Consider the following 23,991-nt stretch of genomic DNA (forward strand, 5'->3'; position numbering starts at 1 on the left):
TGTCAATAAGATGACGGAATTCCGCCTGGCCCCGCTCCGGTGGCGCTTTGCCGCCGCGCCCGCTGTCGAAACCATGACCAAGCATTCGTCTCAAACCGCCCTACTGTGGATCGTCGCCGCCGGCTTCTTCATGCAATCGCTCGATACGACGATCGTCAACACCGCGCTGCCGTCGATCGCGAACAGCCTGCACGTCGCGCCGCTCGCGATGCAACCGGTCGTCGTCGCCTACACGCTGACGATGGCGATGCTGACGCCCGCCTCCGGCTGGCTTGCCGACCGCTTCGGCACCCGCCGCGTCTATTTCGCCGCGATTCTCGTGTTCGTGCTCGGCTCGATCTGCTGCGCGAGCGCGCACACGCTCGGCGAGCTCGTGATGGCGCGGGTACTGCAAGGCCTCGGCGGCTCGATGCTGCTGCCGATCGGACGTCTCGCGGTGCTGCGCAGCGTGTCGGGCGAGCAATATGTATCGGCGCTCGCGTTCATTTCGATCGCGGGCCAGCTCGGGCCGATCGCCGGGCCGACGCTCGGCGGCTGGTTCGTGCAGGCGATCACCTGGCACTGGATCTTTCTGATCAACGTGCCGATCGGCGCGCTCGGCCTGTACGCGGTGCACCGCTTTCTGCCGTCGCATGACGAGACGCAGGCGCCGCCCTTCGATGTGATCGGCTGCGCGCTGCTGTCGCTGTGCATGATCGCGTTTTCGCTCGCGATCGACGCGCCGGTCCCGTCGCATCGCGCGGCGTGGTCGGCGGGGCTGTTCGCGTTGGCGGTCGCCTGCGCGCTCGCCTACATTCCGTACGCGAGAAACCGCGGCAATCCACTATTCAGGCTGTCGCTGTTCGGCGAGCCGAATTTCAGCGTCGGCCTGATCGGCAACCTCGTATGCCGGGTCGGTTCGAGCGCGGTGCCGTTCCTCGTGCCGCTCCTGCTGCAGTTGCAGCTCGGCTACTCGCCGCTGCACTCCGGTCTGATGATGCTGCCCGCGGCGCTCGCCGGCACGCTCGCGAAACGCTGGATCGCGCCGCTCGTGCGCCGCTACGGCTACGACATGTTCCTGCTGGTCAACACGATCATCGTCGGCTCGGCGATCGTCGCGTTCTCGCTGATTTCGCGCGGCACACCGCTCGTGGTCGAAATCGCGATTCTCGCGGTGTTCGGCGCGGCCAACTCGATGCAGTACGCGGCGATGAACAGCGTCACGCTGAAGGACCTGTCGCACGAAGACGCGGGCATGGGCAATAGCCTGTTCTCGATGGTGCAGATGCTGGCGATCGGGCTCGGCGTGTCGATCGGCGGCGGGCTCGTCAATCTGTTCGCGGATCAATGGGGCTCGGCGGAATTCGGCTTCCGGCTAGCGTTCGTGTGCGTCGGCGTGATCACGCTGGTGTCCGCGTGGATCTTCCGTCATCTCGACGCCCCATCCGGTACGCGCGTGATTCGCGGCCAGGCTGCACAGAGCGCGGGGCGTTGAGCCGCGGCGCGTTTGCTCGCGTGTCGACGCATGAATTCGAAAGGTCTTCGCGTTAGCATGTCCGGCATCCATGGCTACCCGGCAGGTACCCCCGATGCCATTCGATGAGCGCGTGCTGAACGGCATCGGCGTGCTGACGGCGATCGTCGATTGCGGCAGTTTCGCGGCCGCGGGCGAAGCGCTCGACATGTCCCAATCGGGCGTAAGCCGCTCGGTTGCCCGGCTCGAAGCACGCCTCGGCATTCGCCTGTTCGACCGCACCACGCGCTCGGTTACGCTGACCGACGAAGGCCGGCGTTTCTACGAGCAGATCGTGCCGCTGCTCGGCGGACTCGAGGAAGCGGCGGCCTCCGCCGCGCAGGGTACGACCGCAGGGGCGGCTGACCGTCAACGACGTCGGCACGCCGCATAGCGCATGCGTGACGGGCCAAAGGATCGCGCAGATTCTCGCGCTCGGCGCGGAGTCGCTGCTCGCGAGCGGCAAACTGATCGAGCTCTTTGCGGATTGGGGCGACGAGGTGTACCCGCTGTATGCGCTATATCCGTCGCGGCACCACCCGCCGGCCAAGGTGCACGCGTTTCTCGACTTCATCATCTCGCTGACCCGCTCCAAGCCGCGCCACCCGGCCGCCTGAGCGCAGAACTGCTGTTTGTCGCCCGCCGGGGTCCGCGTCTTGCTATCGGAGCCTTGTCTTCCCTTCAGGAGAGCAGCGATGAGCAAGACGACGGATAAACCCAAGGGCGAAACCAAAAACCCGGGCGAAAACGAAACGAAAAGCGAGGCCGGCACCCAGACCGAGGATTTAGCGCATCCGCACCACGCCGTGCATAGCGACAACGCGAAGAGCAAGATGCCCGAGCGCCACGGCGAGGGCCACAAGCAGTCCCCGGCGGACCGTCCGGGCAAACAACGCGGCGACGACGAACCGTCGGTCGGTTGATAAAACTCCGTACCACGGCGGCCTGGTTGCTTCATGCATTCAGGCCGCATCACTTTTGCCTTCCAGTGCCTTTCTGTAAGCAAACATTTCTTCCTCATTTTTACCGAATATTTTTTCAGCGCCTTGGACTATTTTGCTGCTAGCAGCGAAGTGTCGCCCTCCGAACCGGCCGCTCCGCTTTGCGCCGGTTCATGCCGCTTCCGATCGTTAAAAGGCGTCATTCATGTCCAACGCGTCCAGTACTCTCCTCGCCCGTGCGGCCATCGCCCAGGTGTCCATCTGTGTGCCGACCTGCAATCGTCCCGAACTGCTCGTCGAGTGCGTCGACTCGTGCCTCGCGCAAAGCTATCCGCATGTGGAAATCGTGATTGGCGATGATTCGACGGACTCCCGCTCACGGCAACTGATCTTGCAGCGTTACCGCGACGAGCCGCGTGTGCGCTACGAGAAGCACGAGCGGCCGCTTGGCCAGGCGCGCAATGTGTCGAGCCTGTTCGAGCGGGCGCGCGGCGACAAGATCCTGTTGATCCACGACGACGATCTGCTGACGAGCGACGCCGTCGGCAAACTCGTGTCGCTCTGGCAGCGCTATCCGGGGCTCGATGCGGCATTCGGCGACCAGTACGAAGCGGATCACGACGGCGCGATCGACCTCGCCGCGAGCGAGCGCCTGAACGCGGCGTTCCGGCGCATCCAGGCCAATGAGGGGCTGCAGCCGCTCGCGGGCCGCACCGGCCTGATCCAGATGTTTCCGAACAATGGCTGGATGGCCGACGCGCGGCTCGTGAAGCGGATCGGCTACGACGATCGGTACGGCGTCTGCTGCGACTACGTGTTCGGCACCGAGCTATGCCTTGCCGCGCGCGAGGTGTTTTATCTGCACGACTACGTGTCGGTGTATCGGAAGACCGCGACGTCGATCTCGCACAGCACGCGCGGCACGAACACGGCAGCGCCGCTGAGCGCGTATGGATTCGTGAATTCGCTGCGACTGCCGGCGCGGCTCGAAGCGTCGCGGCGGCTGGCGCTGCGGCGGCTCGTACCGATCGTCGTGTCGATTCACGCGAGAAACGGCGACGCGCACGCGGGCTGGCGGATCGCGCGCACGCATCTGTTCGCCTACGACTACGGCTTTAGCGCGCGGCTTTACTACCACCTGCTGATGCTGGCGCGCGCGGCCTGGCGCGCACGTCTGCCGACGGCGAGCGCGGCGGCCGATGCTGCCGCGCGCGGCGCGGCGCCGTCGATCGCGACGGTCGCGGCGAATGAGGCCGCTAGGGTCGAAGAGTTCGTCGACAAGCTGGTCGATGAGTTCGTCGGCGACCGCTCGAAGCCGGTGTGAGCAGCGAGAAGCGCGTCGCGAACCGGACGAGCGCGAGCGCAAGCCGATTTTCTGCTAAGCATTCCCTGCTTAGCAAACGCGTATTCGTTACTTGGTCCCGAGCGCGCCGCTGATTACGATGGGCACGACCCGTCATCGCAGAGGTGCTTCGCCATGTCAGACAATGCGTGTTTCAGACCGCGCGTGATCGAACCGGTCGTCGAAGATCAACCGGAAGGACTCGGCCTCGCGGTCGAGCTATGGTTCGCCCAACCGATCGACGGCATCGCGGGGCGTGCGGTGCAGATTCATCTGCGCAGCGGCGCGAGGATGGAACAGGCCGAGAGCTTGCGCGACCTGCTGCATGCGTGGGGGACACGGATCGTCGTCAGTTGAGTGGAGCGCGCTGCTGCCAGTTCGCGTAGTGGCGCGCGAACGTCGATGCGATGAAAAACGGCGGTCCGGTTGCCCCCAGACCGCCGCTCGAATGCTTCATCGCGGCACGACGTTTCGCCGTGCCCGGCTAGCGGCTCACGGCTCGTGCCGCAGATACCCTTCCGTCGATGGATCACGCATGCGCAGCGACACGATACCCGCGAGTGCGCACAGCGCCGTTACATACCAGAAGAACATCGTCTCGACGCCGGCCGACTTCAGCCACAGCGCGACATATTCCGCCGAGCCGCCGAAGATCGCATTGGCGACCGCATACGACAGCCCCACACCGAGCGCACGCACTTGCGGTGGGAACATTTCCGCCTTGATCAGGCCGCTGATCGACGTATAGAAGCTGACGATCGCGAGCGCGACGACGACGAGCGCGAACGCCGCGAGCGGACTCGTCACGTCCTTCAGCGCATGCAGCAGCGGCACCGTGCCGAGCGTCGCGAACAAGCCGAAGCACAGCATCGAATTGCGTCGGCCGATCCTGTCGGACAGCGCGCCGAACGCCGGCTGCATCAGCATGTAGACGAACAGCGCGGCGGTCATCACCGAGCTCGCGGTCTTCGCGTGCATGCCGGCCGTGTTGACCAGGTATTTCTGCATATACGTGGTGAACGTATAGAAGATCAGCGAGCCGCCGGCCGTGAAGCCGAGCACCGTCATGAACGCGGCCTTGTGCTCCCACAAGCCGCGCAGCGTACCCGCCTCCTTGCGCTGACGGGTCGCGGCGGTGGTGGTTTCGTCGAGCGATTTACGCAGATAGAGCGAGACCAGCGCAGAGATCGCACCGATTGCAAACGGCACGCGCCAGCCCCACGCCTTCAGTTCGTCGGTCGTCAGCAACTGCTGCAGGACCACCAGTACGAGCAGCGCGAACAGTTGACCGCCGATCAGCGTCACATACTGGAACGACGCGAAGAAGCCGCGCCGGCCCTTCAATGCGACTTCGCTCATATAGGTCGCGCTGGTGCCGTATTCGCCGCCCACCGACAGGCCCTGGAACAGTCGCGCGATCAGCAGCAGCGCCGGCGCGAGCGCACCGATCTGCGCGTACGTGGGCAGCATCGCGATCACGAGCGAGCCGCCGCACATCATGAAGACCGACACCATCATCGCGGTGCGGCGGCCGCGCTTGTCGGCGAGCCGGCCGAAGAACCAGCCGCCGATCGGGCGCATCAGGAAGCCGGCGGCGAACACCCCGGCCGTGTTGAGCAACTGCGTGGTGGTGTTGCCGCTAGGAAAGAACGACGGCGCGAAATACAGCGCCGTGAACGAATACACGTAGAAGTCGAACCATTCGACAAGATTGCCCGATGAAGCGCCGACGATCGCGAAGATGCGGCGCCGGGTGTCGTCCGCGTGTGCGACGACGGGTTGGTCGGTTAGATCGTTCATGCTGATGTCGGTCCTTTTTTCTCTAAACGAGGATGACGCTCGTGACGCCGCCTTCATGCGCGTCGCGGACAACCGCACACGCGCGCGCGGCGAATTTTACATAAGTGAAAAGTTTAGATGGGGTTTTGTCTGCGGAACTGCAGGAAAGCCCTGGGTACGGGCCCGCGGCGAATTTAGAACTGCAACGAAACCGAAGCCCCCGCCAGCCGCGAGGCGGCGGGGGCTTCGGGTAATCGACGCGGACCGCCCGGGCAAGGTTTCGAACCGTCGCCGCGCTCGGACGGAGACGGTCAGATTCTCACGGACGGCGGCACGTACCGGCACTCGTAGCGCTTTCTGACGGTACCGTTTTCGTCGACGCTTTCGAGGTACACATCGAATTGCCACAAGCGCGCCATGTGCTTGAGCACTTCGTCGCTATCCGACGACAGGTGCCGGTTGTCGCTCATGAAATGCCGCAACGTCAGGCTGCGATCGCCACGCGTATTGACGGCCCATACCTGAATGTTCGGCTCGCGGTGATGCATGTCGTACTGCCGCGACAGCGCCTGACGCACGTACTGGTAGCCGCTGTCGTCGTGAATCGCCGACACCTCCAGCGCGTCGCGCATGTCGTCGTCGAGCACCGAAAACAGGCGCATTTCGCGGATCAGATGCGGCGACAGGTACTGCGCGATGAAGCTCTCGTCCTTGAAGTTGCGCATCGCATAGTGCATCGAGGGCAGCCAGGGACTGCCTGCCAGATCAGGAAACCACTTGCGGTCTTCGTCGGTCGGCGCTTCGCAGATGCGGCGGATGTCGCTCATCATCGAAAAGCCGAGCGCATACGGATTGATGCCGCTGTAATACGGCTTCGTGACCGGCGGCTGATAGACGACGTTGCTGTGCGAATGGAGGAACTCCATCATGAAGCCGTCTTCCAGCTTGCCCTGGTTGTACATCGTGTTTAGCAGCGTGTAGTGCCAGAACGTCGCCCAGCCTTCGTTCATCACCTGGGTCTGCCGCTGCGGATAGAAATACTGACCGATCTTGCGCACGATGCGGATCACCTCGCGCTCCCACGGCTCGAGCAGCGGCGCGTTTTTTTCCGCGAAATACAGCAGGTTTTCCTGCGGCTCGGGCGGATAGCGCTCCTCGACCTCTTCGGGCAGCGGCGTATGGCGCGTGGGCAGCGTGCGCCACAATTCGTTGACCTGCGACTGCAGATACGCCTCGCGCTCGCGCCGCGCGGCGAACTCCTTCTCGAGCGACAGTTTCTGCGGGCGCTTGTAGCGGTCCACGCCGTAATTCATTAGCGCGTGGCACGAATCGAGCAATTCCTCGACGCGGTCGAGCCCATAGCGCTCCTCGCATTCCGCGATGTAGTTCTTCGCGTAGACGAGGTAGTCGATGATCGCGTGCGCGTCCGTCCACAAGCGGAACAGATAGTTGCCCTTGAAGAACGAGTTGTGACCATACGCCGCATGCGCGATCACGAGCGCCTGCATCGTCATCGTGTTCTCTTCCATCAGATACGCGATGCAGGGGTTCGAATTGATGACGATTTCGTACGCGAGCCCCATCTGGCCGCGACGATAGCTTTTTTCGGTAGAAAGAAAGTGTTTGCCGAACGACCAGTGACGGTAGTTCACCGGCATGCCGACGGACGCGTAGGCGTCCATCATTTGTTCAGCGCTGATGAGTTCGAGCTGGATCGGATACACGTCGAGCTCGTATTGCTCCGCAACACGGGCAATATGCGAGTCGTACTCTTCGATCAATTCGAAGGTCCAGTCGGACGGGCACGGCAGAGGCCGTCTATCGGCTACGTTCATACGGACTTCCCTTTGCCCCTCGATGGGCGTTCCGGTGTGTCCAGTGCTGCAGCATTGCGGACTGCTCCGGCGCGAGCGGCTGCCGTGCTAGCCGCTCCTGCCTCGGCATGCCCCGACAGTTGCTGCGGCACGCCTTTGTTGCGCTGCGGCGCAGTCGTACGACGGCTTGCCTCAAGTCGTACGATTCATCGCCGCACGCGTCGTGATCCAGATGCCTGGAGCGCAATCAGCGTTCCATCACGAAGTCGCCGCCTGCTTCTCGAACAGCTCGCGAAACACCGGATAGATATCGGCCGCCGTTTCGACCTTCTTCATCGCCATATGCGGTTGCGATAGCGCCAGTTGCGCGTATTCGAGCCACAGATTCTGCTCTTCGGGCGTCACCTGAATATACGCAAAATACCGCACCTTCTGCAGGATGTCATCCGAGAGTATCTTGCGGCACTTCGGCGAATCGTCGGTCCAATTGTCGCCGTCCGAAGCCTGCGCCCCGTAAATGTTCCATTCAGTTGGTGAGTAGCGTTCCTCCATCACCTTGCGCATCAGTTCGAGCGCGCTCGACACCACCGTGCCACCGCTTTCGGTCGAGTGGAAGAACGTATCTTCGTCGACTTCCTCGGCGCGCGTGTGGTGGCGAATGAACACCACTTCGATGCGCTCGTAGTTACGCTTCAGAAACAGGTACAGCAGGATGAAAAAGCGCTTCGCGAGATCCTTGCGCTGCTCGTCCATCGAGCCGGACACGTCCATCAGGCAGAACATCACTGCCTGACTCGACGGCGTGGGTTGCTTCACGCGATTCACGTAGCGCAGATCGAACGGATCGATGAACGGAATCCGCCAGATGCGTCCTTTCAGATGGTGGATGTCGTCTTCGAGCAGCTTGATCTCTTCCCGGCGATCGGCGGGATCGGCCTTCAGCTCTTCGAGCTGCCGCTCCATTTCGTGCAATTGGTTGACGAGCGGCGCGCCGAGCGCGATGCGCCGGCCGAGCGCGCTGCGCAGCGAGCGCACCACGTCGATGTTGTTCGGCGTGCCCTCCGCGGCCCAGCCCGCGCGGATGCTTTTCCACGTCGGCACGGCCATCAGATGGGTTTTGACGAGACGCGGCAGTTCGAGGTCGTCGAAGAAATACTGCATGAACTCTTCGCGACTCAGCTCGAACACGAAGTCGTCCTGACCCTCGCCCTCGTTGCTGGCCTGACTGCCTCCGCCGCCACCACCACCGCCTTGCGGGCGCTGGATCTTGTCGCCGCGGATGTAGTCGGAGTTGCCGGGATGCACCATCTCGCGCCGGCCGCCCGGTCCGTGACGGAACGACGGCTCCGCGATGTCCTTGCGCGGAATGGTGATGCTCTGGGTGTTCTGGATATCTTTGATGCTGCGGTCGCGCACCGCTTCCGAAACGGCGCGACGGATATAGTTTTTGACGCGGCGCAAAAAACGCTCGCGATTCGCAATACTCTTGTTCTTGCCTGCCAACCTGCGGTCGATGATTTGATGAAGCACGCCCGGTCTCCCGTCCGTGCAACCGCGTTTGCTCTGCGGCCGCACTAATATTTCCGGTGCGCGAGACGCCCGCCGCGCAGTGCATGCTATGCGGCTTGCGCCTCGCCGGTTGCCCGTACGGTCGAACCGTACGGGCGGCACATCATGAGTATCATGCGCGCATCACGATGACTTGCGCACGCGCAGATACCAGTCGCACAACAAGCGCACCTGTTTCGGCGTATAGCCCTTCGCCACCATGCGATTGACGAAGTCTTCGTGCTTGCGCTGCTCTTCGGCCGAGCCCTTCGCGTTAAACGAGATCACCGGCAACAGTTCTTCCGTATTCGAGAACATCTTCTTTTCGATCACCACGCGCAGCTTCTCGTAGCTGATCCACGCGGGGTTCTTGCCCGCATTCGCAGCCCGCGCGCGCAGCACGAAGTTCACGATCTCGTTGCGGAAGTCCTTCGGGTTGCTGATGCCCGCCGGCTTCTCGATCTTCTCCAGCTCGGCGTTCAACGCGGCCCGGTCGAAGCTCTCGCCGGTGTCGTGGTCGCGGAACTCCTGATCCTGGATCCAGAAGTCCGCATACGTGACGTAGCGGTCGAAGATGTTTTGACCATACTCGGAGTACGACTCCAGATACGCGGTCTGAATCTCCTTGCCGATGAACTCCGCATAGCGCGACGCGAGCACGTCCTTGATGAAGGACAGATACTTCTGCTCGGTTTCCGGCGGGAACTGCTCGCGTTCGATCTGCTGTTCGAGCACGTACATCAGATGCACCGGATTGGCCGCGACCTCGGTCGAGTCGAAGTTGAACACGCGCGACAGAATCTTGAACGCGAAGCGGGTCGACACCCCGGTCATGCCTTCGTCGACGCCCGCGAAGTCGCGGTACTCCTGGTACGACTTCGCCTTCGGGTCCGTGTCCTTCAGATTCTCGCCGTCGTAGACCTGCATCTTCGAGAACAGGCTCGAGTTTTCCGGCTCCTGCAAACGCGTGAGCACGGACATCTGCGCCATCATCTTCAGCGTGCCAGGCGCGCAGACCGCGTTGGCCAGCGACGAGTTGCGCAGCAGCTTCTCGTAGATCTTCACCTCTTCGCTATAGCGCAGGCAGTACGGCACCTTGACGACGAAGATCCGGTCGAGCAGCGCTTCGTTGTTGCGGTTGTTGCGGAACGCCTTCCACTCGGACTCGTTCGAGTGAGCGAGGATGATGCCGTCGAACGGGATCGCGCCGAAGCCTTCCGTGCCCTTGAAGTTGCCCTCCTGGGTCGCGGTGAGCAGCGGGTGCAACACCTTGATCGGCGCCTTGAACATTTCGACGAACTCGAGCAGGCCCTGATTGGCGAGGCACAGGCCGCCCGAGTAGCTGTACGCGTCGGCGTCGTCCTGCGCATACTGTTCGAGCTTGCGGATGTCGACCTTGCCGACCAGCGACGAAATGTCCTGATTGTTCTCGTCGCCCGGTTCAGTCTTCGAGATAGCGATCTGACGAAGGATCGACGGATAGCGGCGCACCACGCGGAACTTGCGGATGTCGCCGTTGTACTCGTGCAGGCGCTTGACCGCCCACGGACTCAGGATGCCTCGCAGGTAGCGGCGAGGAATGCCATATTGCTCTTCGAGGATCGGACCGTCTTCCTCGTAGTCGAACAGACCGAGTGGCGATTCATTGACGGGCGAGCCCTTGATCGCATAGAACGGTACGCGCTCCATCAGTTGCTTCAGCCGTTCCGCGATCGACGACTTGCCGCCGCCGACCGGTCCTAACAGATACAGTATCTGCTTCTTTTCCTCGAGCCCCTGGGCCGAATGCCGGAAGTAGGCGACCACCTGCTCGATCACCTCTTCCATTCCGTAGAACTCACGGAATGCGGGGTATACCTTGATGACCTTGTTCGCGAAGATACGCGATAAACGCGGATCGTTGCGAGTGTCGATCTGTTCCGGTTCTCCGATTGCCGTCAACATGCGTTCGCCTGCAGTGGCGTACGCGGCGGGATTGTCTTTGCAGAGCGCGAGATACTCCTCGAGCGAGAGTTCATCCTCCCGTGTTTTCTCGAAGCGGGTCGCGAAACTGCTGTAGATATCCATGCTACCTCCTCGCCGAAGTCTGGAGCGATGTCGTGCGCGGCGCGCTATTCGGAAACGACATCGCTCGAATTCATCCTAAACCCTTTTAAATTTTTTTTCACGGACTACGTTGCGAAAATCGCTCCGTAACCGCGAAGCTACAGTCCTCACTTGGAAACAAAGAATCGACCACCTACAATTTTTCACTCGCGCCGCAACGAATCAAATCATCCGCTGCTCCGCTCTACCGTTACTTTCTTCAGCACCGCATCGCTATTCAGTGCTCCTGCACGACTTCGCTTTACCGCTGCATCGCGCCATGACGTCGCATTGCTATTGCACATCCCGTACCTGCACCGTCGACCCTTCACAAAAATGCGGCTGTCTGCGCACGCACACTTCGTCACAAAAGCAGGCACACCCCTGATCCGTATGACTGGATGACGGCAGCCGCTCGCGCCGATCTCATAGGTGTATACGGAAAGAAGCGGCAAAGTTGCAACAAATGGATTCGAACAGGTTAACGATTCAAAGACTGCCACCGTTTCAAATTCGCCAAAATAAAAACGGCTGCACGCGGGCAGCCGTTTGGAATGGATGAAGCGTTGTAATTTGCGGTTACAACCGCCGCAGCATCGATCAGGTCAGTTCAATTTCCACTTCACCCAACCCATCGATATGTCCACGTACGACGCCGGGCTCGTCGATCTTGTGCGCGCCGACGTATGAGCCGGTGGTCAGGGTCCAGTCGCGCTCGATCGTGATCCCCATCGCCGCGCAATGGTTGACGAACCAGACGAGCAGTTCGCGCGGATCGCCGGCCGGATTGCCGGTCACTTCCGGTATCAGCGAGCGGCCGTTGAAGCTCAGCTCCAGTTCCGGCGACACGAAGTCGAAGCCGCGCGCGAGGCTCGCATAGACGGCCGGATGGCCCGTGATCAGCGCGCCGTTGTTCTGCGCGTCGGCTAGCTGCGCGAGCGGCGCGACGTTCGGCCACTCGGTGAAGCGGCTGTCGACGATCTCGATGGCCGGCAGCACGGCGCCGAGCTTGGACAGCACCTCGTCGCGCGCATAGGCCTGAGCGCGCGGCTCGATCGTCACGTCGAAGCGAAACGCGATCTCCAGCTCGACCAGCACGCGAAAGAATCCGTCATGCGCGAGCCGCGCCGGCGACGGCACCACCAGCGAGGCCGGAATCGGCGCGCCCGACGCGGCGCCGCCCGGGGACTTCGCGCCGATCTTCCACGCGCCGGTCGATTCGCCCAGCCCCGCGATCACCGCCTGCTGGATCGCGTAGGCGGTCGCCGCGTCGGGCGGCAGGCTGTCGGGGGCGGGCGCGTCGATCGGCAGGTGCTGCCGGCGTGCCTCGACGAGGTGTTGCGCAAGATCGTAACGCGTCATGTCGGTTCTTTGTGGCTGGCGCATGGCAGGTTCGCAGGACGTAGCAATAAGTGGGAACCACCTGTTGAAGGTGCGGGCAGCCGCGCGCCGCGCACGCGGATCGGGGCCGTGCCCGTCAATGTACCGGATCGCGACACGCGCCGGTGAAAGCCACGCAGCGCGCAAACGTTATTTCTTGCGCGAGCCGAAAAAAAGCCGCACCTGGGGAACCAGGTGCGGCTTTTCGCGAAGCTATCGTCGTTCGTACGACGCGGATGCCGGACAGCCAGCGAGCGGACGGGAACGGATGTTGCAACCAACGGCGCGTGTTCAATCACCTAACGCGCGACAGCGCCGCCGCCCATGTACACGTGAACCCGAGCCCGCTCAGAAGGTCTCCCAATCCTGATCGCCGCCGGCCGTCGCCGCGGACCTGGCCGGCGCGCGGGCTGGCGCGGGCGCGGCGGCAACCTGCGGCGCGACAGCGGCCACCGTCGCTCGCTTCGCCGGCATCGCCGCCTGCGCCGCAGCCGGCGTGTGCTTGCGTGCGCGCGCGGCGACCGGGCTCGTGGACACCGGGCGCTTCGGCGCCGCAAGCGCGGACGCCCCGTCGTGACCGCCACGGCCGCTGTCGTCGAGCTGGAACACCGCGACCACGTTGCGCAACCGGGCCGCCTGCTCCTCGAGCGACGACGCCGCGGCCGCCGCTTCCTCGACGAGCGCCGCGTTCTGCTGCGTAACCTCGTCCATCTGCGTGACCGCGCGCGCGACCTGTTCGATGCCGCCGCTCTGCTCTTCGGACGCCGACGCGATCTCGCCCATGATGTCGGTCACGCGCTGCACCGCGCCGATGATTTCGCTCATCGTGCGGCCGGCCTCGTCGACCAGCGCCGAGCCCGACTGCACGCGCTCGACCGACGTATCGATCAGCTCCTTGATCTCCTTGGCCGCCGCCGACGAACGCTGCGCGAGGCTGCGCACCTCGCCCGCGACGACCGCGAAGCCGCGCCCTTCCTCGCCGGCGCGCGCCGCCTCGACGGCCGCGTTCAGCGCGAGGATGTTGGTCTGGAAGGCGATGCCCTCGATGATCGAGATGATGTCGGCGATCTTCGCCGAACTCTGGTTGATGTCGCCCATCGTGCCGACCACCTGGCCGACCACCGCGCTGCCCTTATTGGCGATCTCCGACGCGTTGGCGGCAAGCGCGCTCGCCTGGCGGGCGTTATCGGCGTTCTGGCGTACGGTGCCGGTCAGCTGCTCCATGCTCGACGCGGTTTCCTGCAGCGCGGACGCCTGCTCTTCAGTGCGCGACGACAGATCGACGTTGCCCGCCGCGATCTGCCGCGTCGCGGTCGCGATCGACTCGCTGCCGCCGCGCACGCTGCGCACCGTTTCGGTGAGGCTGTGCTGCATTCTGGCGATTCCCTCGAGCAGTTGCCCCATTTCGTCGCGCGAAGTCACGACCACCGGACGACGCAGATCGCCGGCCGCGATCGCCTCGAAGTGGCCGAGCGCTTCGTCGAGCGGACGCGCGATCGCACGGCTCAGCGTCAGATACGACAGCGCCGCCGCCAGCACGCCGAGCACCAGCGCGCCGATGCTGACCATCCGGAACATATGGAAACTGTTCTGCGCGGAGTCGAAGCCCTGCTTCGCCGAATCGAACTGGTATTTGCGCAATGCGTCGTCGGCTGTGACGAGATCGTTGAAGACGGCCTGCAGATTCTTCGCGTGCTCGACCAGCTTGCTCTGATCGTTCGCCTCGATTGCCGTCGCGAACGCTTCGAGCTGCTGATGCAGCGTGTTGCGCTTCGCGGCGACGTCCTGCGCGAGCCGTTCTTCGTCCGCGTCGCGCGGCAGATCGAGATATTTTTTCCACCACATGTCCGACGTGCTGCCGAGCATGCGCGCGCGCTCGATCGTGGATGCCGCTTCCGGCGTGCCGACGAGGAACGCGGCGCGGTCGAGCGCGAGTCGCTCGCGCGCCGCGTACATTTCCGCGTTGCCGATGTTCACGGCGCTCGGCATCGCATCGGTGAAAGTGGCTTCATGGGCGTCGTTCGAACGGCCCATGCCGAACAGACCGAAAACGCCGATCGCAACCAGCAACGCGGCGAGGAACGCCATCGTGAGTCCAATTCGCGCCTTGATCGTGATGCCTTTATTCAACATGCTTGGTCCTGTGTGCTGTACTCGATGAGAGGCTGCTGCTTGCGCAGCGTGGGGGCGGCGTGAGTTTGGGTCCGGCGCTGTTTTTGAGTCATTGATCTAACTACCGTTTACGGCAGCGCGTTCATAGACTTGAAGGAATTAAAAGGTATGAACAAAGACGATGTAAGACGTTGAAAGCGAGTTGACGGCAGACGTGTGGGCTCGCGTCGCGTTGGGGAAACGCGACGGTATTCGTCAAAGCACCACTTTTGATGTTTGAGCGGCGGGGAATGGGGCGGATTGCGAGCCGTACGGAGTCGCCCGAAGCGATCGCAGCACAGCGCCGTCAGGCGGCCCGTGAGGGCGCTAAAGCCGCGATGGCATCAGCCCAACGCGTCGACTTCGGCGCGCGTCGGAATCGACGGCTGTGCGCCCGCGCGCGTCACCGAAAGCGCGGCGGCGCGTTGCGCGAAGCGGATCGCCGCTTCGACGCTCGCACCCTGGGCGAGCTGCGCCGCGAAGCCGCCGATGAAGGTGTCGCCGGCCGCGGTCGTATCGACTGCCTCGACACGCGGCGCGTCATACAGCGTCGCGGCCGCGCCTTCGAGCGCCGCGTGCACGCCGCGCGCACCGAGCGTGACCAGCACGTTGCGCACGCCGGCCGCGCGCAATGCGGCGGCGGCTCGCGCGGCGTCCACGGGCGAGTCGACGGCGACACCGCTCAGCGCGGCGGCTTCGAGTTCGTTTGGAATCAGGTAATCGATCAGCGGCAGCCAGGCGGCCGGCAATGGGCCGGTAGCGGGCGCCGGGTTAAGGATCACGATCTTGCCGAGGCGCCGCGCCGCGGCCAGCGCCGCATGCACCGATTTGGGCGGGGTTTCGAGCTGGCAGATCACGACATCGGCGGCGGCGAGCGCCGCTTCGTGTCGCGCGATGCTGGCCGGCGTGAGCTCGCCGTTGCTGCCCGCGACGATTACGATCGTGTTCTGGCTCGCATCGTCGACGACGATCAGCGCCACGCCGCTCGGTTCGCTGCCGGTCTCGAGCGCCGCACAGTCGATGTGCTCCGCTTCGAGACCCGCGCGCAGTTGCGCGCCGTTCGCATCGGTACCGACGCAGCCGAGCATCGATACCTGCGCGCCGAGCCGCGCGGCGGCGACCGCCTGGTTGCCGCCCTTGCCGCCCGCGACCTGCGCGAAGCCGCGGCCGGCCAGCGTTTCGCCCGGCTGCGGCAGGCGCGGCGAGCGCACCACGAGGTCCATGTTCAGACTACCGACCACCGTGACGCGTGAACGCGTTGGGTTGCTTGCCACTCGTGTGCCCTCCATTGCGCGACGGGCCGCGTTGCTATCGCGGGCGCGTCAGGCCGCCAGATTCCGCCGTGCGTCTCCCGCCCATGTCGCGGTGGATTCGCGCACGATCAGCCGCGGCGACACCACCCGCCGGCGCGCCGGGCTGCGCGCGGTGCTGTTCGACGCCGCCTCGGCGATCCGGTCGATCAGCGTCTGCGCGGCCGTGTCGCCAAGCGCGCGCACCGACTGCCCGACCGTCGACAGCGACGGGAACGTGAAGCGGCCCAGCTCGATATCGTCGAAACCGATGATCGAGCAATCGCGCGGCACGCTGATATTGCGCTCCGCCGCCGCGCGCAACGCGCCGATGCCCATCATGTCGTTGACCGCGAAAATCGCCGACGGCCTGACCGTGTCGAACAGCTGCGCGGCCGCGCGGTGGCCGCCCGTCCCCGAAAAATCGCTTTCGACGATCGCATCGGCGGCAATCTCGATGCCGCGCTCGGCCATCGCGCGAATGAAGCCGTGCACGCGCATCGCGCCGACCGCGGTCTCCACCGGCCCCGTGATGCAGCCGATCCGCACATGCCCGAGCTCGAGCAGATGACGGGTGGCGAGGTAAGCGCCCTTCTCGTGATCGATCTGCACGAGGTCCGCGACGACCCCCTCGATGTTGCGGTCCACCACGACGAGCGGCTCGCGCGAGTCGGCGAGCGTCTGCGCGAGCACGGCGTCGTCACCGGCCGACGCGACGATCAGCCCGTCGATGCGCTTTTCCTGCAACACGCGCAGATAGTTGCGCTGCTTCGCGGGGTCATCGTCGGAGTTGCAGAAGAACACGCAGTAGCCGTTGCGCGCGCAGCCGTCCTCGATGCCGCGCGCGAGCTCCGCGAAATACGGGTTGGTGCTGTTCGGCACCACCAGTCCGATCGTCGCGGTCGCGCGCGCCTTCAGCGAGCGCGCCACCGCCGACGGCACATAGTGCAGTTGACGAATCGCGTGCTCGACTTTCGCGCGCACATCGGCCGACACCGGCCGCGAGTTGTTCACGACGTGCGATACCGTCGTGAACGACACGCCCGCCACGGCCGCTACATCCTTGATCGTCGCCATAACCTGTTGCTCTCCTACTGCCTGTTGTTCCCGCCGGATGCGCCGCCTGGCGACCCGCGGACGTCTTCATCGAAGACACACCACACCGATTCATCGTTGCGCCGCGGCGCACCCCTCAGCCGCGTTTGCGGTGGCTGCGGTAGGTATCGAGCACCACCGCCACCACGATCACCGCGCCGGTGATCATGCGCTTGGTCGGCTCGTTCGCGCCGATCTGCGCGAGGCCCGCCGCCAGCACCGAAATGATCAGCACGCCAAAGAACGTGCTGATCACCGAACCACGCCCGCCCATCAGACTCGTGCCGCCGATCACGACCGCCGCGATCACCTGCAGCTCGAGGCCGACGCCCGCATTCGGATCGGCCGCCTCGAGCCGCGAGATCTGGAACAGCGCCGCGAGTCCCGACAGCGCGCCCATCAGCGCGAATACGATCACCTTGTACGGCCGCGGATTGACGCCCGCGAGCCGCACCGCTTCCTCGTTGGTGCCGATGCCGACCAGATAGCGCCCGAACACCGTGCGCGTCAGCACCAGCTGCGCGATCACCATCACCGCGACCGCGACCAGAAAGGCCGGCGAGATGCCGAGCGCGATCGGGTTCGACAGAAAATCGAACGCGTCGCCGATATACGCGGTGCGCGAATTGGTCATCTGGTACGCCATGCCGCGCGCCGCCTCGAGCACCCCGAGCGACACGATGAACGACGGAATCCGCCAGCCCACCGTCACCGCGCCGGTCACGGTGCCGGTCAGCGCCGCGACCGCGACACCGAGCAGCGCCCCCGCGGCAGGCCCCCAGCCCCACTTCAGCGTCACCACGCTGACTACCGATGCCCCGAGCGCGAGCACCGAGCCGACCGACAGATCGATCCCCGCGATGATCAGCACGAAGGTCATGCCGACCGACATCACGACGAGATCCGGAATCTGGTTCGCGATCGTGCTGAACGTGTCGTAGGTCAGAAAGTGCGAACTCAGCAGCGAGAACAGCACGATCATCGCGAGCAGCGCGCCGGCGAGGCCCAGGTAGTTCGAAAAGCCGAGCCGCGTGCCGGCCGGCTTGCCGCTCGCGAGCGGCGCCGACGGATCGGCCGGCGGCGTCACGACGGGCGCGTCCGGCGCGCCGGCAGGCCTTTCGCCCTGCTTGCCGCCCTGCTGGTCACCCTGCTTGTCGCCCCGTTTGTCACCCTGCTTGACACCCGCCGCCTCGCGCCACGGTTGATCGGTCATCACAGACTCCCTGCTTCGTTGACGCCGTGCGTGTGCAGCAGCGCCTCGCGGCCCCGGTAGCCGGCGAACGCGGCCGCGAGCAGCGCATCCTGGCTCCAGCTCGCGCGCTCGAACACTCCGGTCATGCTGCCCGCCGACATCACGCCGATCCGGTCGCAGATCAGCATCAGCTCGCGCAGATCGCTCGACACCACGACCAGCGCGCGGCCGTCGCGAGCGAGCGCGCCCATCAGGCCGTAAATATCGAACTTCGCGCCGACGTCGATGCCGCGCGTCGGTTCGTCGAACAACAGCACGCGGCAGTCGCGCGCGAGCCAGCGGCCGATCACGACCTTCTGCTGATTGCCGCCCGACAGTTCGCCGACGATCTGCGCGGGCCCCGAGCTGCGAATCCGCATCGCGGCGATCTGCTTGTTCGCCAGCGCGTTCTCGCGCTTCGCGTCGACCACGCCATGCCGCGCGACGCTGCCGAGATTGCCGAGCGACAGGTTGGCCGCGATCGGCTGCGGCAGCAGCAGGCCTTCGCCTTTGCGGTCCTCGGTGATCAGCGCGATGCCCGCGCGCACCGCGTCCGCCGGCGAGTCGATCTGCACGGGCGTGGGCGGCGCGCCCGGCGTCGCGGCGAGCGACACGCTGCCGCCGTCCTTGCGGTCGGCGCCGTAGATAAGCCGCATCAGCTCGGTGCGGCCCGCGCCGATCAGCCCGCTGACGCCGAAAATTTCGCCCGCGCGCACCTCGAACGACACGTCGCGCACGACTTTGCCGCGCGCGAGCCGCGCCACTTTCAACAGCGGCGCGCCGATGTTGCGCGCGCCGAGATCGATATGCTCGCCAAGCTCGCGGCCGACCATCCACGTGACGATCTGCTCGCTCGTCAGGTTCGCCATCGCGTCGACATGCACGAGGCGGCCGTCGCGCAGCACCGCGACCCGTTCGGCGACCCGCGCCAGCTCTTCGAGCCGATGCGAGATATAGACGAGCGCGACGCCGCGCGCCTTCAACCGCCCGATCTGCTCGAACAGCAGATCGACCTCGCGCGCGGTCAGCATCGCGGTCGGCTCGTCGAGTATCAGCACGCGGCAGTCGCCGATCAGGTTGCGGGCGATCTCGACCATCTGCTGATGACCGATACCGAGCTCGCCGACCAGCGTGTCGGGATCGATCGCGTCGAGCCCGACCTCCGCCATCGCCTCGCGCGCGTTCTCGCGCAGCTTGCCGCGATCGATCCAGCCGAAGCTGAACGCGCCCGCGCGCGGCAGCCGGTTCAGGAACAGGTTCTCGGCGACCGACAAGGTCGGCAGCAGATTCAACTCCTGCATCACCATGCGCACGCCGAGCGCCTCGGCCTCGGTGCGGCTCGCGGGCGCGTACGGCGCGCCGGCGAGCTGCATCGTGCCCGCGCTCGGCTCGACCAGCCCGCCGACGATCTTCGACAGCGTGCTCTTGCCCGCGCCGTTCTCGCCGGTCAATGCCAATACCTCGCCTGCTCGCAGCGACAACGATACGTGGGCGAGCACTGGTTCGGCATAGGTCTTGCCGATGCCGCTGACGCTCAGCACGACAGGCAAGGCGTCGTGGTCGGTCGAATCCATCGCGCTCCTGATTGCATGGCGCCTCTGGCGCCTTCGTGACACCTTGGCGGTGGTCCGCTGCGCTTGCCGCAAAGCACATCGCTCCTGGCTGCCACGAGTCATGCCGGCCCACTGCGCGGAATGCGCAGGCGCTCACGGCCGCGCTTCCCTCATCGCGCGAGCCGCCGTCATGACGCTTATCTCTGGAATTAACGGCGGCCGGGCGGAATTCTTGAGCGTTCGTTGAATAAAAGCGGACGGCGGGTTGCCGCATTGCCGCTGAAGCGTGCGATGCGCGCTTCGCGGCGGCATTGGCGGTTTCCCGCGAGCCTGTCCGGCCGCGCCCGGCTCGCGCTCGACGCCGGGCGCGCCGTGCTTACTTCAGCGTGTCTTTCGTCACCAGAACCACCGGCGTTTCGACGACGCCCGACAACTCCGACTGCTTCCTGTTTTCGCTCAACGCCTTCAGCGCGGTATCGATGCCGAACACGGCCTGCTTCGCCGCGAACTGATCGGCGGTGGCGAGCACGCGGCCGTCCTTCAGCATCGGATGGATCGCGTTGATGTTGTCGTAGCCGACCACCTGCACCTTGCCCTGCTTGCCGGCCGCGCGCACGGCCGACACCGCACCGATCGCCATGTTGTCGTTGCCGGCGAGCAGCGCCTTCAGGTTCGGATATTCATTCAGCATCGCCGATGCGACCGCATTGCCCTTGTCGATTTCCCACTCGCCCGACTGCACCGACACGATCTTCGCGCCGACCGCCTGCATCGCGTCCTTGAAGCCCGCGGTACGCTGCTGCGCGTTGGTGGTGGTCGATACACCTTCGAGGATGCCGACCTCGTCGCCAGCCTTCAGCCGCTTCGCGAGGTAGTCGCCGACGAGCCGAGCGCCCTTGCGGTTGTCGGGGCCGACGAACGGCACGTTCAGGTCTTTCGACTTCAGCACGTCCTGATCGAGCCGGTTGTCGATGTTGACGACGATGATGCCCGCGTCGACGGCCTTCTTGACGACCGGTACGAGCGCCTTCGAATCGGCCGGCGCGAGCACGATCGCGTCGACCTTCGACACGATCATCTGCTCGACGATGCGAATCTGGTTGGCGGTGTCGGTTTCGTCCTTGATGCCGTTGGTAATCAGGTCGAACTTGGCCGGGTTCTGCTTCTGATAGTCCTTCGCGCCGGTCTCCATGGTCAGGAAGAACTCGTTGGCGAGCGACTTCATCACCAGCGCGACCTTGGGTTTATGAGCCGGGGCGTTCTGCGCGTGGGCGACGGAAAAAGGCAGGACGGCGGAGGCGGTGGCGAGAACTGCGGCGGCAAGAATGCGACGACGGGTTCGATGGCTCATGCGTATCTCCAAGTTTGTCAGGCTCGCGGGCGAGCCGTATTTTTTGTGATGCGCAAACGTTTGCGAGGCCTATTCTCAGCGCAAGCTTTTCGGAATGTCAACGATTCGCGGTGTTGCAACGCACCGGCGCGCAGCATGTGCGGCGCCGCGATGCGCTCGGTCGATCCGGGCAGCGTGTGGCAAGGTCCCCTCGCTCAGTCCGTGCAGTCGAGAACGCCGATGCATCGCGTGCGGCGCGACACACCGGCCGCTTATGCTGGCCTGGTATTGCGCGCGCTGCAAGCGAAACCGCGAGGATCTTGAAAGGCGTGCCGGCTACAGCCAGCCGGCCTTGCGAAAGCGCCGGTACAGCACGAAGTCGATCGCCAGCATCACGATCAGCACGACCGGATAGCCGAACTTGAAATGCAGCTCGGGAATGCGCTCGAAGTTCATCCCGTAGATACCGGCGATCATCGTCGGCACCGCGAACAGCGCCGCGAACGAGCCGAGCCGCTTGGTGATTTCGCTCTCGGCGAGCGAGATCATGCCGAGGTTCACCTGCACCGCCGTGACGACGATTTCGCGGCGCCCCTCGATGGTTCTGACGATCCGGTCGAGGTGGTCGTAGACATCGCGGAAGTACGCCTGCATGCCGGAGCAGATGCTCGGAATGCGCCCGCCGGTCAGTTTGCCCACCGCTTCACGCAGCGGCAGGATGTGGTGTTGCAGGGTCACGAGCCGGCGCTTCATCGTGTACAGGTCCTGCACGATCGCGCGCGAGGCGGCCGAATCGTTCTTCTCGAAGATGCGGTCCTCGAGCGCTTCGAGCTCGGTGCTCATCGCCTCGACGATCGGGAAATAACGGTCGACCACGTCGTCGATCAGCGCATACAGCACGAACGCCGAGCCTTCCTTCAACAGATGCGGCTCGTGCTCGCAGCGCGTTCGCACGCTCTGAAAACCGGCGCGCGTACCGCGCCGCACCGACAGCACATAGTTGCTGCCGACGAATACGGCGACTTCGCCGATCACGAACTCGCCGTTCTGGTCCATCTCGACCGTGTGCATCACGGTGAACAGCGAATCGCCGTACTCCTCGATCTTCGGGCGCTGATGGCCGTGTTGCGCATCTTCGATCGCGAGTTCGTGCAGATCGAACTCCTCTTTCATGACCGCGAGTTCGTCGGGGCTCGGGTCTTTCAATGCGACCCAGACGAAGCACTCGGGCCGCGCGACGTAGTCGCTGATGGCGTCGATATCGATGTCGGCGAGCTTACGGCCGTCCTGATAGGCGGCGCAATTGATCAACATGTTCGGATTACCCTCGAAACGAAAACAGACCGGGCCGCCCTCTCGCGTAAGCGTTGCGTAAGACGGGCGACCGGTCTCGCGTGAGCGGACAAGCGCACTTTCAGCAGGCTTGGATCAGCCGCCATGTTAAGGCGCGCTGCGTAAGGTGCGCGTTTCGAATTGTTAATGCCCGGCCGCATTGCTACTGCGGCTACCGCGGCTACTGCGCGACCCGCTGCAGGCCGATGCGGTGATCGTCGTTGAACGTGACCGACGCGCGGTTCGTGTAGCGCGGGTCGGCCGTCACGATGAAGTTCAGCTCGACGACCGGATCGAACTGCGTCGATACGCCGATCCGATGCGTGCCGGGCGGCAGATAGAACACCACGTGCTCGCCGTTCATCAGGTCGGTCACGCGCTCGCCGTCGATATAGACGAGCGCATCGCGGAACCGCACGATCACGTCGCGCGAACGCTCGCGCCGCACGTCCACCGCTACGAGGCCGGGGCCCGGCTGCGTATAGCCCTGTCTGACGATGCGCTCGGCCGGCACCGATTTGAACGGCACCGGCTCGGCCGGCGTCGACGCGCAGCCGGCTAGCGTGAGCACGCTGAGCACGTTGAGCGCGACGCATGCGGCCAACGCGGCGCGGCGTGCGGCCCGGCCGCGGCAAGACAGGCGCATCGGCATGCTGGTTCTCCCGTGTGCTCTCGATGGTCGGCCGAGTTTGTGACTACGCGGTGCGGGTCTTACGCATGACTGTCCCGCATCATAGCAACGCGCGCGGAACTCGGGCGCCGAGCCCTCTTGCATGGCGCGGCGTTCTTCTTCATGATCGTTGAAGGCGGCCGCGCTCACGGCTGGCCGTCGTGGGTAACTGGCAAGCCTGTCGATTGGCGTCGCCGGACGCACGATGAAGGAGACTGCGATGTGGTATTTCACCTGGATTCTCGGCGTGGGTGTGGCGCTCGGCTTCGGCATCATCAACGTGATGTGGCTCGAGACCAACGGCAAGTTCGCGCGCGACCCGCGCCCCGATGCGGCCGCCGCGCCGCGTGAGGACAAGCCTGCGTGACTTCTCTGGTTTTCTTTTGCGGTCATGCGGGCACGGGCAAGACGACGCTGGCGAAAAAACTGTTCGGCCCGCTGATGAAAACGGGCGGCACCCCCTTCTGCCTGCTCGACAAGGACACACTGTACGGCGGCTATAGCGCGGCCGCGATGGCGATGGTGACCGGCGATCCGAACGATCGCGACAGCCCTCTTTTCCTGCAGCATCTGCGCGACCCCGAATATCGCGGCCTCATCGATACCGCGCGCGACAATCTCGAACTCGGCATCAGCGCATTGGTCGTCGGCCCGCTGTCGCGCGAAGTGCGCGAGCGGCGGTTGTTCGATCATGCGTGGCTCGGCGTCGCGGCGGACGTGAGGGTGCGTGTCGTGTGGGTGCGGACCTCGGAGGACGTGGCGCGGCAGCGGATCGTCGCGCGCGCGAATCCCAACGATGCGTACAAGCTCGCGCACTGGGACGATTACCGGCGGCGGCGCTTCGAGCCGAGCGGCGCGAGCCGCGAGGGTCTGCTGATGTTCGACAATACCGCGCCCAGTTCGGCGGACTATCAAGCGCTCGTTGCGCAAATCCTGGCTGGGTGACGGTTACGCGAGTG

Annotated in this window: 19 protein-coding genes and 1 pseudogene; 7 read left to right on the forward strand and 13 right to left on the reverse strand. The window is 64.6% G+C overall.

Going from position 1 to position 23,991, the window contains the following annotated elements; all coding sequences use genetic code 11:
* Nucleotides 1-10 precede the first annotated feature (10 nt).
* From AB3X86_RS04190 to AB3X86_RS04210, 5 genes and pseudogenes are all read left to right on the forward strand, one after another.
* Complete coding sequence (locus tag AB3X86_RS04190) at nucleotides 11-1,474, forward strand: DHA2 family efflux MFS transporter permease subunit (RefSeq protein WP_368595039.1); 1,464 nt, start codon at nucleotides 11-13, stop codon at nucleotides 1,472-1,474.
* Between the two features lie 94 nt (nucleotides 1,475-1,568).
* Nucleotides 1,569-2,109 (forward strand): annotated as a pseudogene (locus AB3X86_RS04195) (LysR family transcriptional regulator).
* A gap of 78 nt (nucleotides 2,110-2,187) precedes the next feature.
* Nucleotides 2,188-2,415 (forward strand): hypothetical protein, encoded by a 228-nt coding sequence (locus AB3X86_RS04200; RefSeq protein WP_368595040.1) that lies wholly within the window; start codon nucleotides 2,188-2,190, stop codon nucleotides 2,413-2,415.
* 223 nt (nucleotides 2,416-2,638) lie between these two features.
* Entirely contained in the window at nucleotides 2,639-3,757 is a 1,119-nt protein-coding gene (locus AB3X86_RS04205) for a glycosyltransferase family 2 protein (RefSeq protein ID WP_368595041.1), read from the forward strand.
* Between the two features lie 153 nt (nucleotides 3,758-3,910).
* Nucleotides 3,911-4,132: a hypothetical protein gene (locus AB3X86_RS04210; protein WP_176108377.1), complete on the forward strand. Its 222-nt coding sequence runs from the start codon at nucleotides 3,911-3,913 to the stop codon at nucleotides 4,130-4,132.
* A 135-nt stretch (nucleotides 4,133-4,267) separates the two neighbouring features.
* Here the strand turns inward: AB3X86_RS04210 and AB3X86_RS04215 are convergent, their stop codons facing one another.
* The 13 genes from AB3X86_RS04215 to AB3X86_RS04275 form a co-directional block, all read right to left on the reverse strand.
* Complete coding sequence (locus AB3X86_RS04215; RefSeq protein ID WP_368595042.1) at nucleotides 4,268-5,575, reverse strand: MFS family transporter; 1,308 nt, start codon at nucleotides 5,573-5,575, stop codon at nucleotides 4,268-4,270.
* A gap of 290 nt (nucleotides 5,576-5,865) precedes the next feature.
* On the reverse strand, nucleotides 5,866-7,389 hold the full coding sequence (locus AB3X86_RS04220; protein WP_368595043.1) for a SpoVR family protein: 1,524 nt from the start codon (nucleotides 7,387-7,389) through the stop codon (nucleotides 5,866-5,868).
* A gap of 237 nt (nucleotides 7,390-7,626) precedes the next feature.
* Nucleotides 7,627-8,898 (reverse strand): YeaH/YhbH family protein, encoded by a 1,272-nt coding sequence (locus tag AB3X86_RS04225; protein ID WP_176126235.1) that lies wholly within the window; start codon nucleotides 8,896-8,898, stop codon nucleotides 7,627-7,629.
* A 162-nt stretch (nucleotides 8,899-9,060) separates the two neighbouring features.
* Nucleotides 9,061-10,983, reverse strand: coding sequence for a PrkA family serine protein kinase (locus AB3X86_RS04230; protein WP_176126234.1), 1,923 nt, complete (start codon nucleotides 10,981-10,983; stop codon nucleotides 9,061-9,063).
* Between the two features lie 618 nt (nucleotides 10,984-11,601).
* On the reverse strand, nucleotides 11,602-12,363 hold the full coding sequence (locus tag AB3X86_RS04235) for a 2-keto-4-pentenoate hydratase (protein WP_368595044.1): 762 nt from the start codon (nucleotides 12,361-12,363) through the stop codon (nucleotides 11,602-11,604).
* 366 nt (nucleotides 12,364-12,729) lie between these two features.
* Nucleotides 12,730-14,514, reverse strand: a complete 1,785-nt coding sequence (locus AB3X86_RS04240; RefSeq protein WP_368595045.1) for a methyl-accepting chemotaxis protein — start codon at nucleotides 14,512-14,514, stop codon at nucleotides 12,730-12,732.
* A gap of 362 nt (nucleotides 14,515-14,876) precedes the next feature.
* Complete coding sequence (gene rbsK / locus AB3X86_RS04245; RefSeq protein WP_368595046.1) at nucleotides 14,877-15,806, reverse strand: ribokinase; 930 nt, start codon at nucleotides 15,804-15,806, stop codon at nucleotides 14,877-14,879.
* 48 nt (nucleotides 15,807-15,854) lie between these two features.
* Nucleotides 15,855-16,898, reverse strand: a complete 1,044-nt coding sequence (locus AB3X86_RS04250) for a LacI family DNA-binding transcriptional regulator (protein WP_176385041.1) — start codon at nucleotides 16,896-16,898, stop codon at nucleotides 15,855-15,857.
* Between the two features lie 115 nt (nucleotides 16,899-17,013).
* A complete protein-coding gene (locus AB3X86_RS04255; RefSeq protein ID WP_368595047.1) occupies nucleotides 17,014-18,129 on the reverse strand; it encodes an ABC transporter permease in 1,116 nt (371 codons plus the stop codon).
* On the reverse strand, nucleotides 18,129-19,721 hold the full coding sequence (locus tag AB3X86_RS04260) for a sugar ABC transporter ATP-binding protein (RefSeq protein WP_368595048.1): 1,593 nt from the start codon (nucleotides 19,719-19,721) through the stop codon (nucleotides 18,129-18,131). The genes AB3X86_RS04255 and AB3X86_RS04260 overlap by 1 nt, the downstream gene beginning before the upstream one ends.
* Nucleotides 19,722-20,076: 355 nt before the next feature.
* Nucleotides 20,077-21,051 (reverse strand): sugar ABC transporter substrate-binding protein, encoded by a 975-nt coding sequence (locus AB3X86_RS04265; RefSeq protein ID WP_176108367.1) that lies wholly within the window; start codon nucleotides 21,049-21,051, stop codon nucleotides 20,077-20,079.
* A 315-nt stretch (nucleotides 21,052-21,366) separates the two neighbouring features.
* Entirely contained in the window at nucleotides 21,367-22,344 is a 978-nt protein-coding gene (corA, locus tag AB3X86_RS04270; RefSeq protein ID WP_368595049.1) for a magnesium/cobalt transporter CorA, read from the reverse strand.
* A gap of 199 nt (nucleotides 22,345-22,543) precedes the next feature.
* Nucleotides 22,544-23,014 carry a hypothetical protein gene (locus tag AB3X86_RS04275; RefSeq protein ID WP_368595050.1) on the reverse strand — a complete coding sequence of 157 codons (471 nt, stop codon included), beginning with the start codon at nucleotides 23,012-23,014 and terminating at the stop codon, nucleotides 22,544-22,546.
* A gap of 238 nt (nucleotides 23,015-23,252) precedes the next feature.
* On the opposite strand from AB3X86_RS04275, the gene cydX reads away from it, so the two are divergent.
* Nucleotides 23,253-23,399: a cytochrome bd-I oxidase subunit CydX gene (gene cydX, locus AB3X86_RS04280; protein ID WP_026228716.1), complete on the forward strand. Its 147-nt coding sequence runs from the start codon at nucleotides 23,253-23,255 to the stop codon at nucleotides 23,397-23,399.
* The gene (locus AB3X86_RS04285; RefSeq protein WP_368595051.1) at nucleotides 23,396-23,977 is read left to right on the forward strand and encodes an AAA family ATPase; all 582 of its coding nucleotides are present in this window, start codon (nucleotides 23,396-23,398) and stop codon (nucleotides 23,975-23,977) included. The genes cydX and AB3X86_RS04285 overlap by 4 nt, the downstream gene beginning before the upstream one ends.
* Nucleotides 23,978-23,991: the final 14 nt, after the last annotated feature.

The sequence above is a fragment of the Paraburkholderia sp. BR14374 genome, from assembly GCF_040948685.1.
GTDB classification, from domain to species: Bacteria; Pseudomonadota; Gammaproteobacteria; order Burkholderiales; family Burkholderiaceae; genus Paraburkholderia; species Paraburkholderia youngii.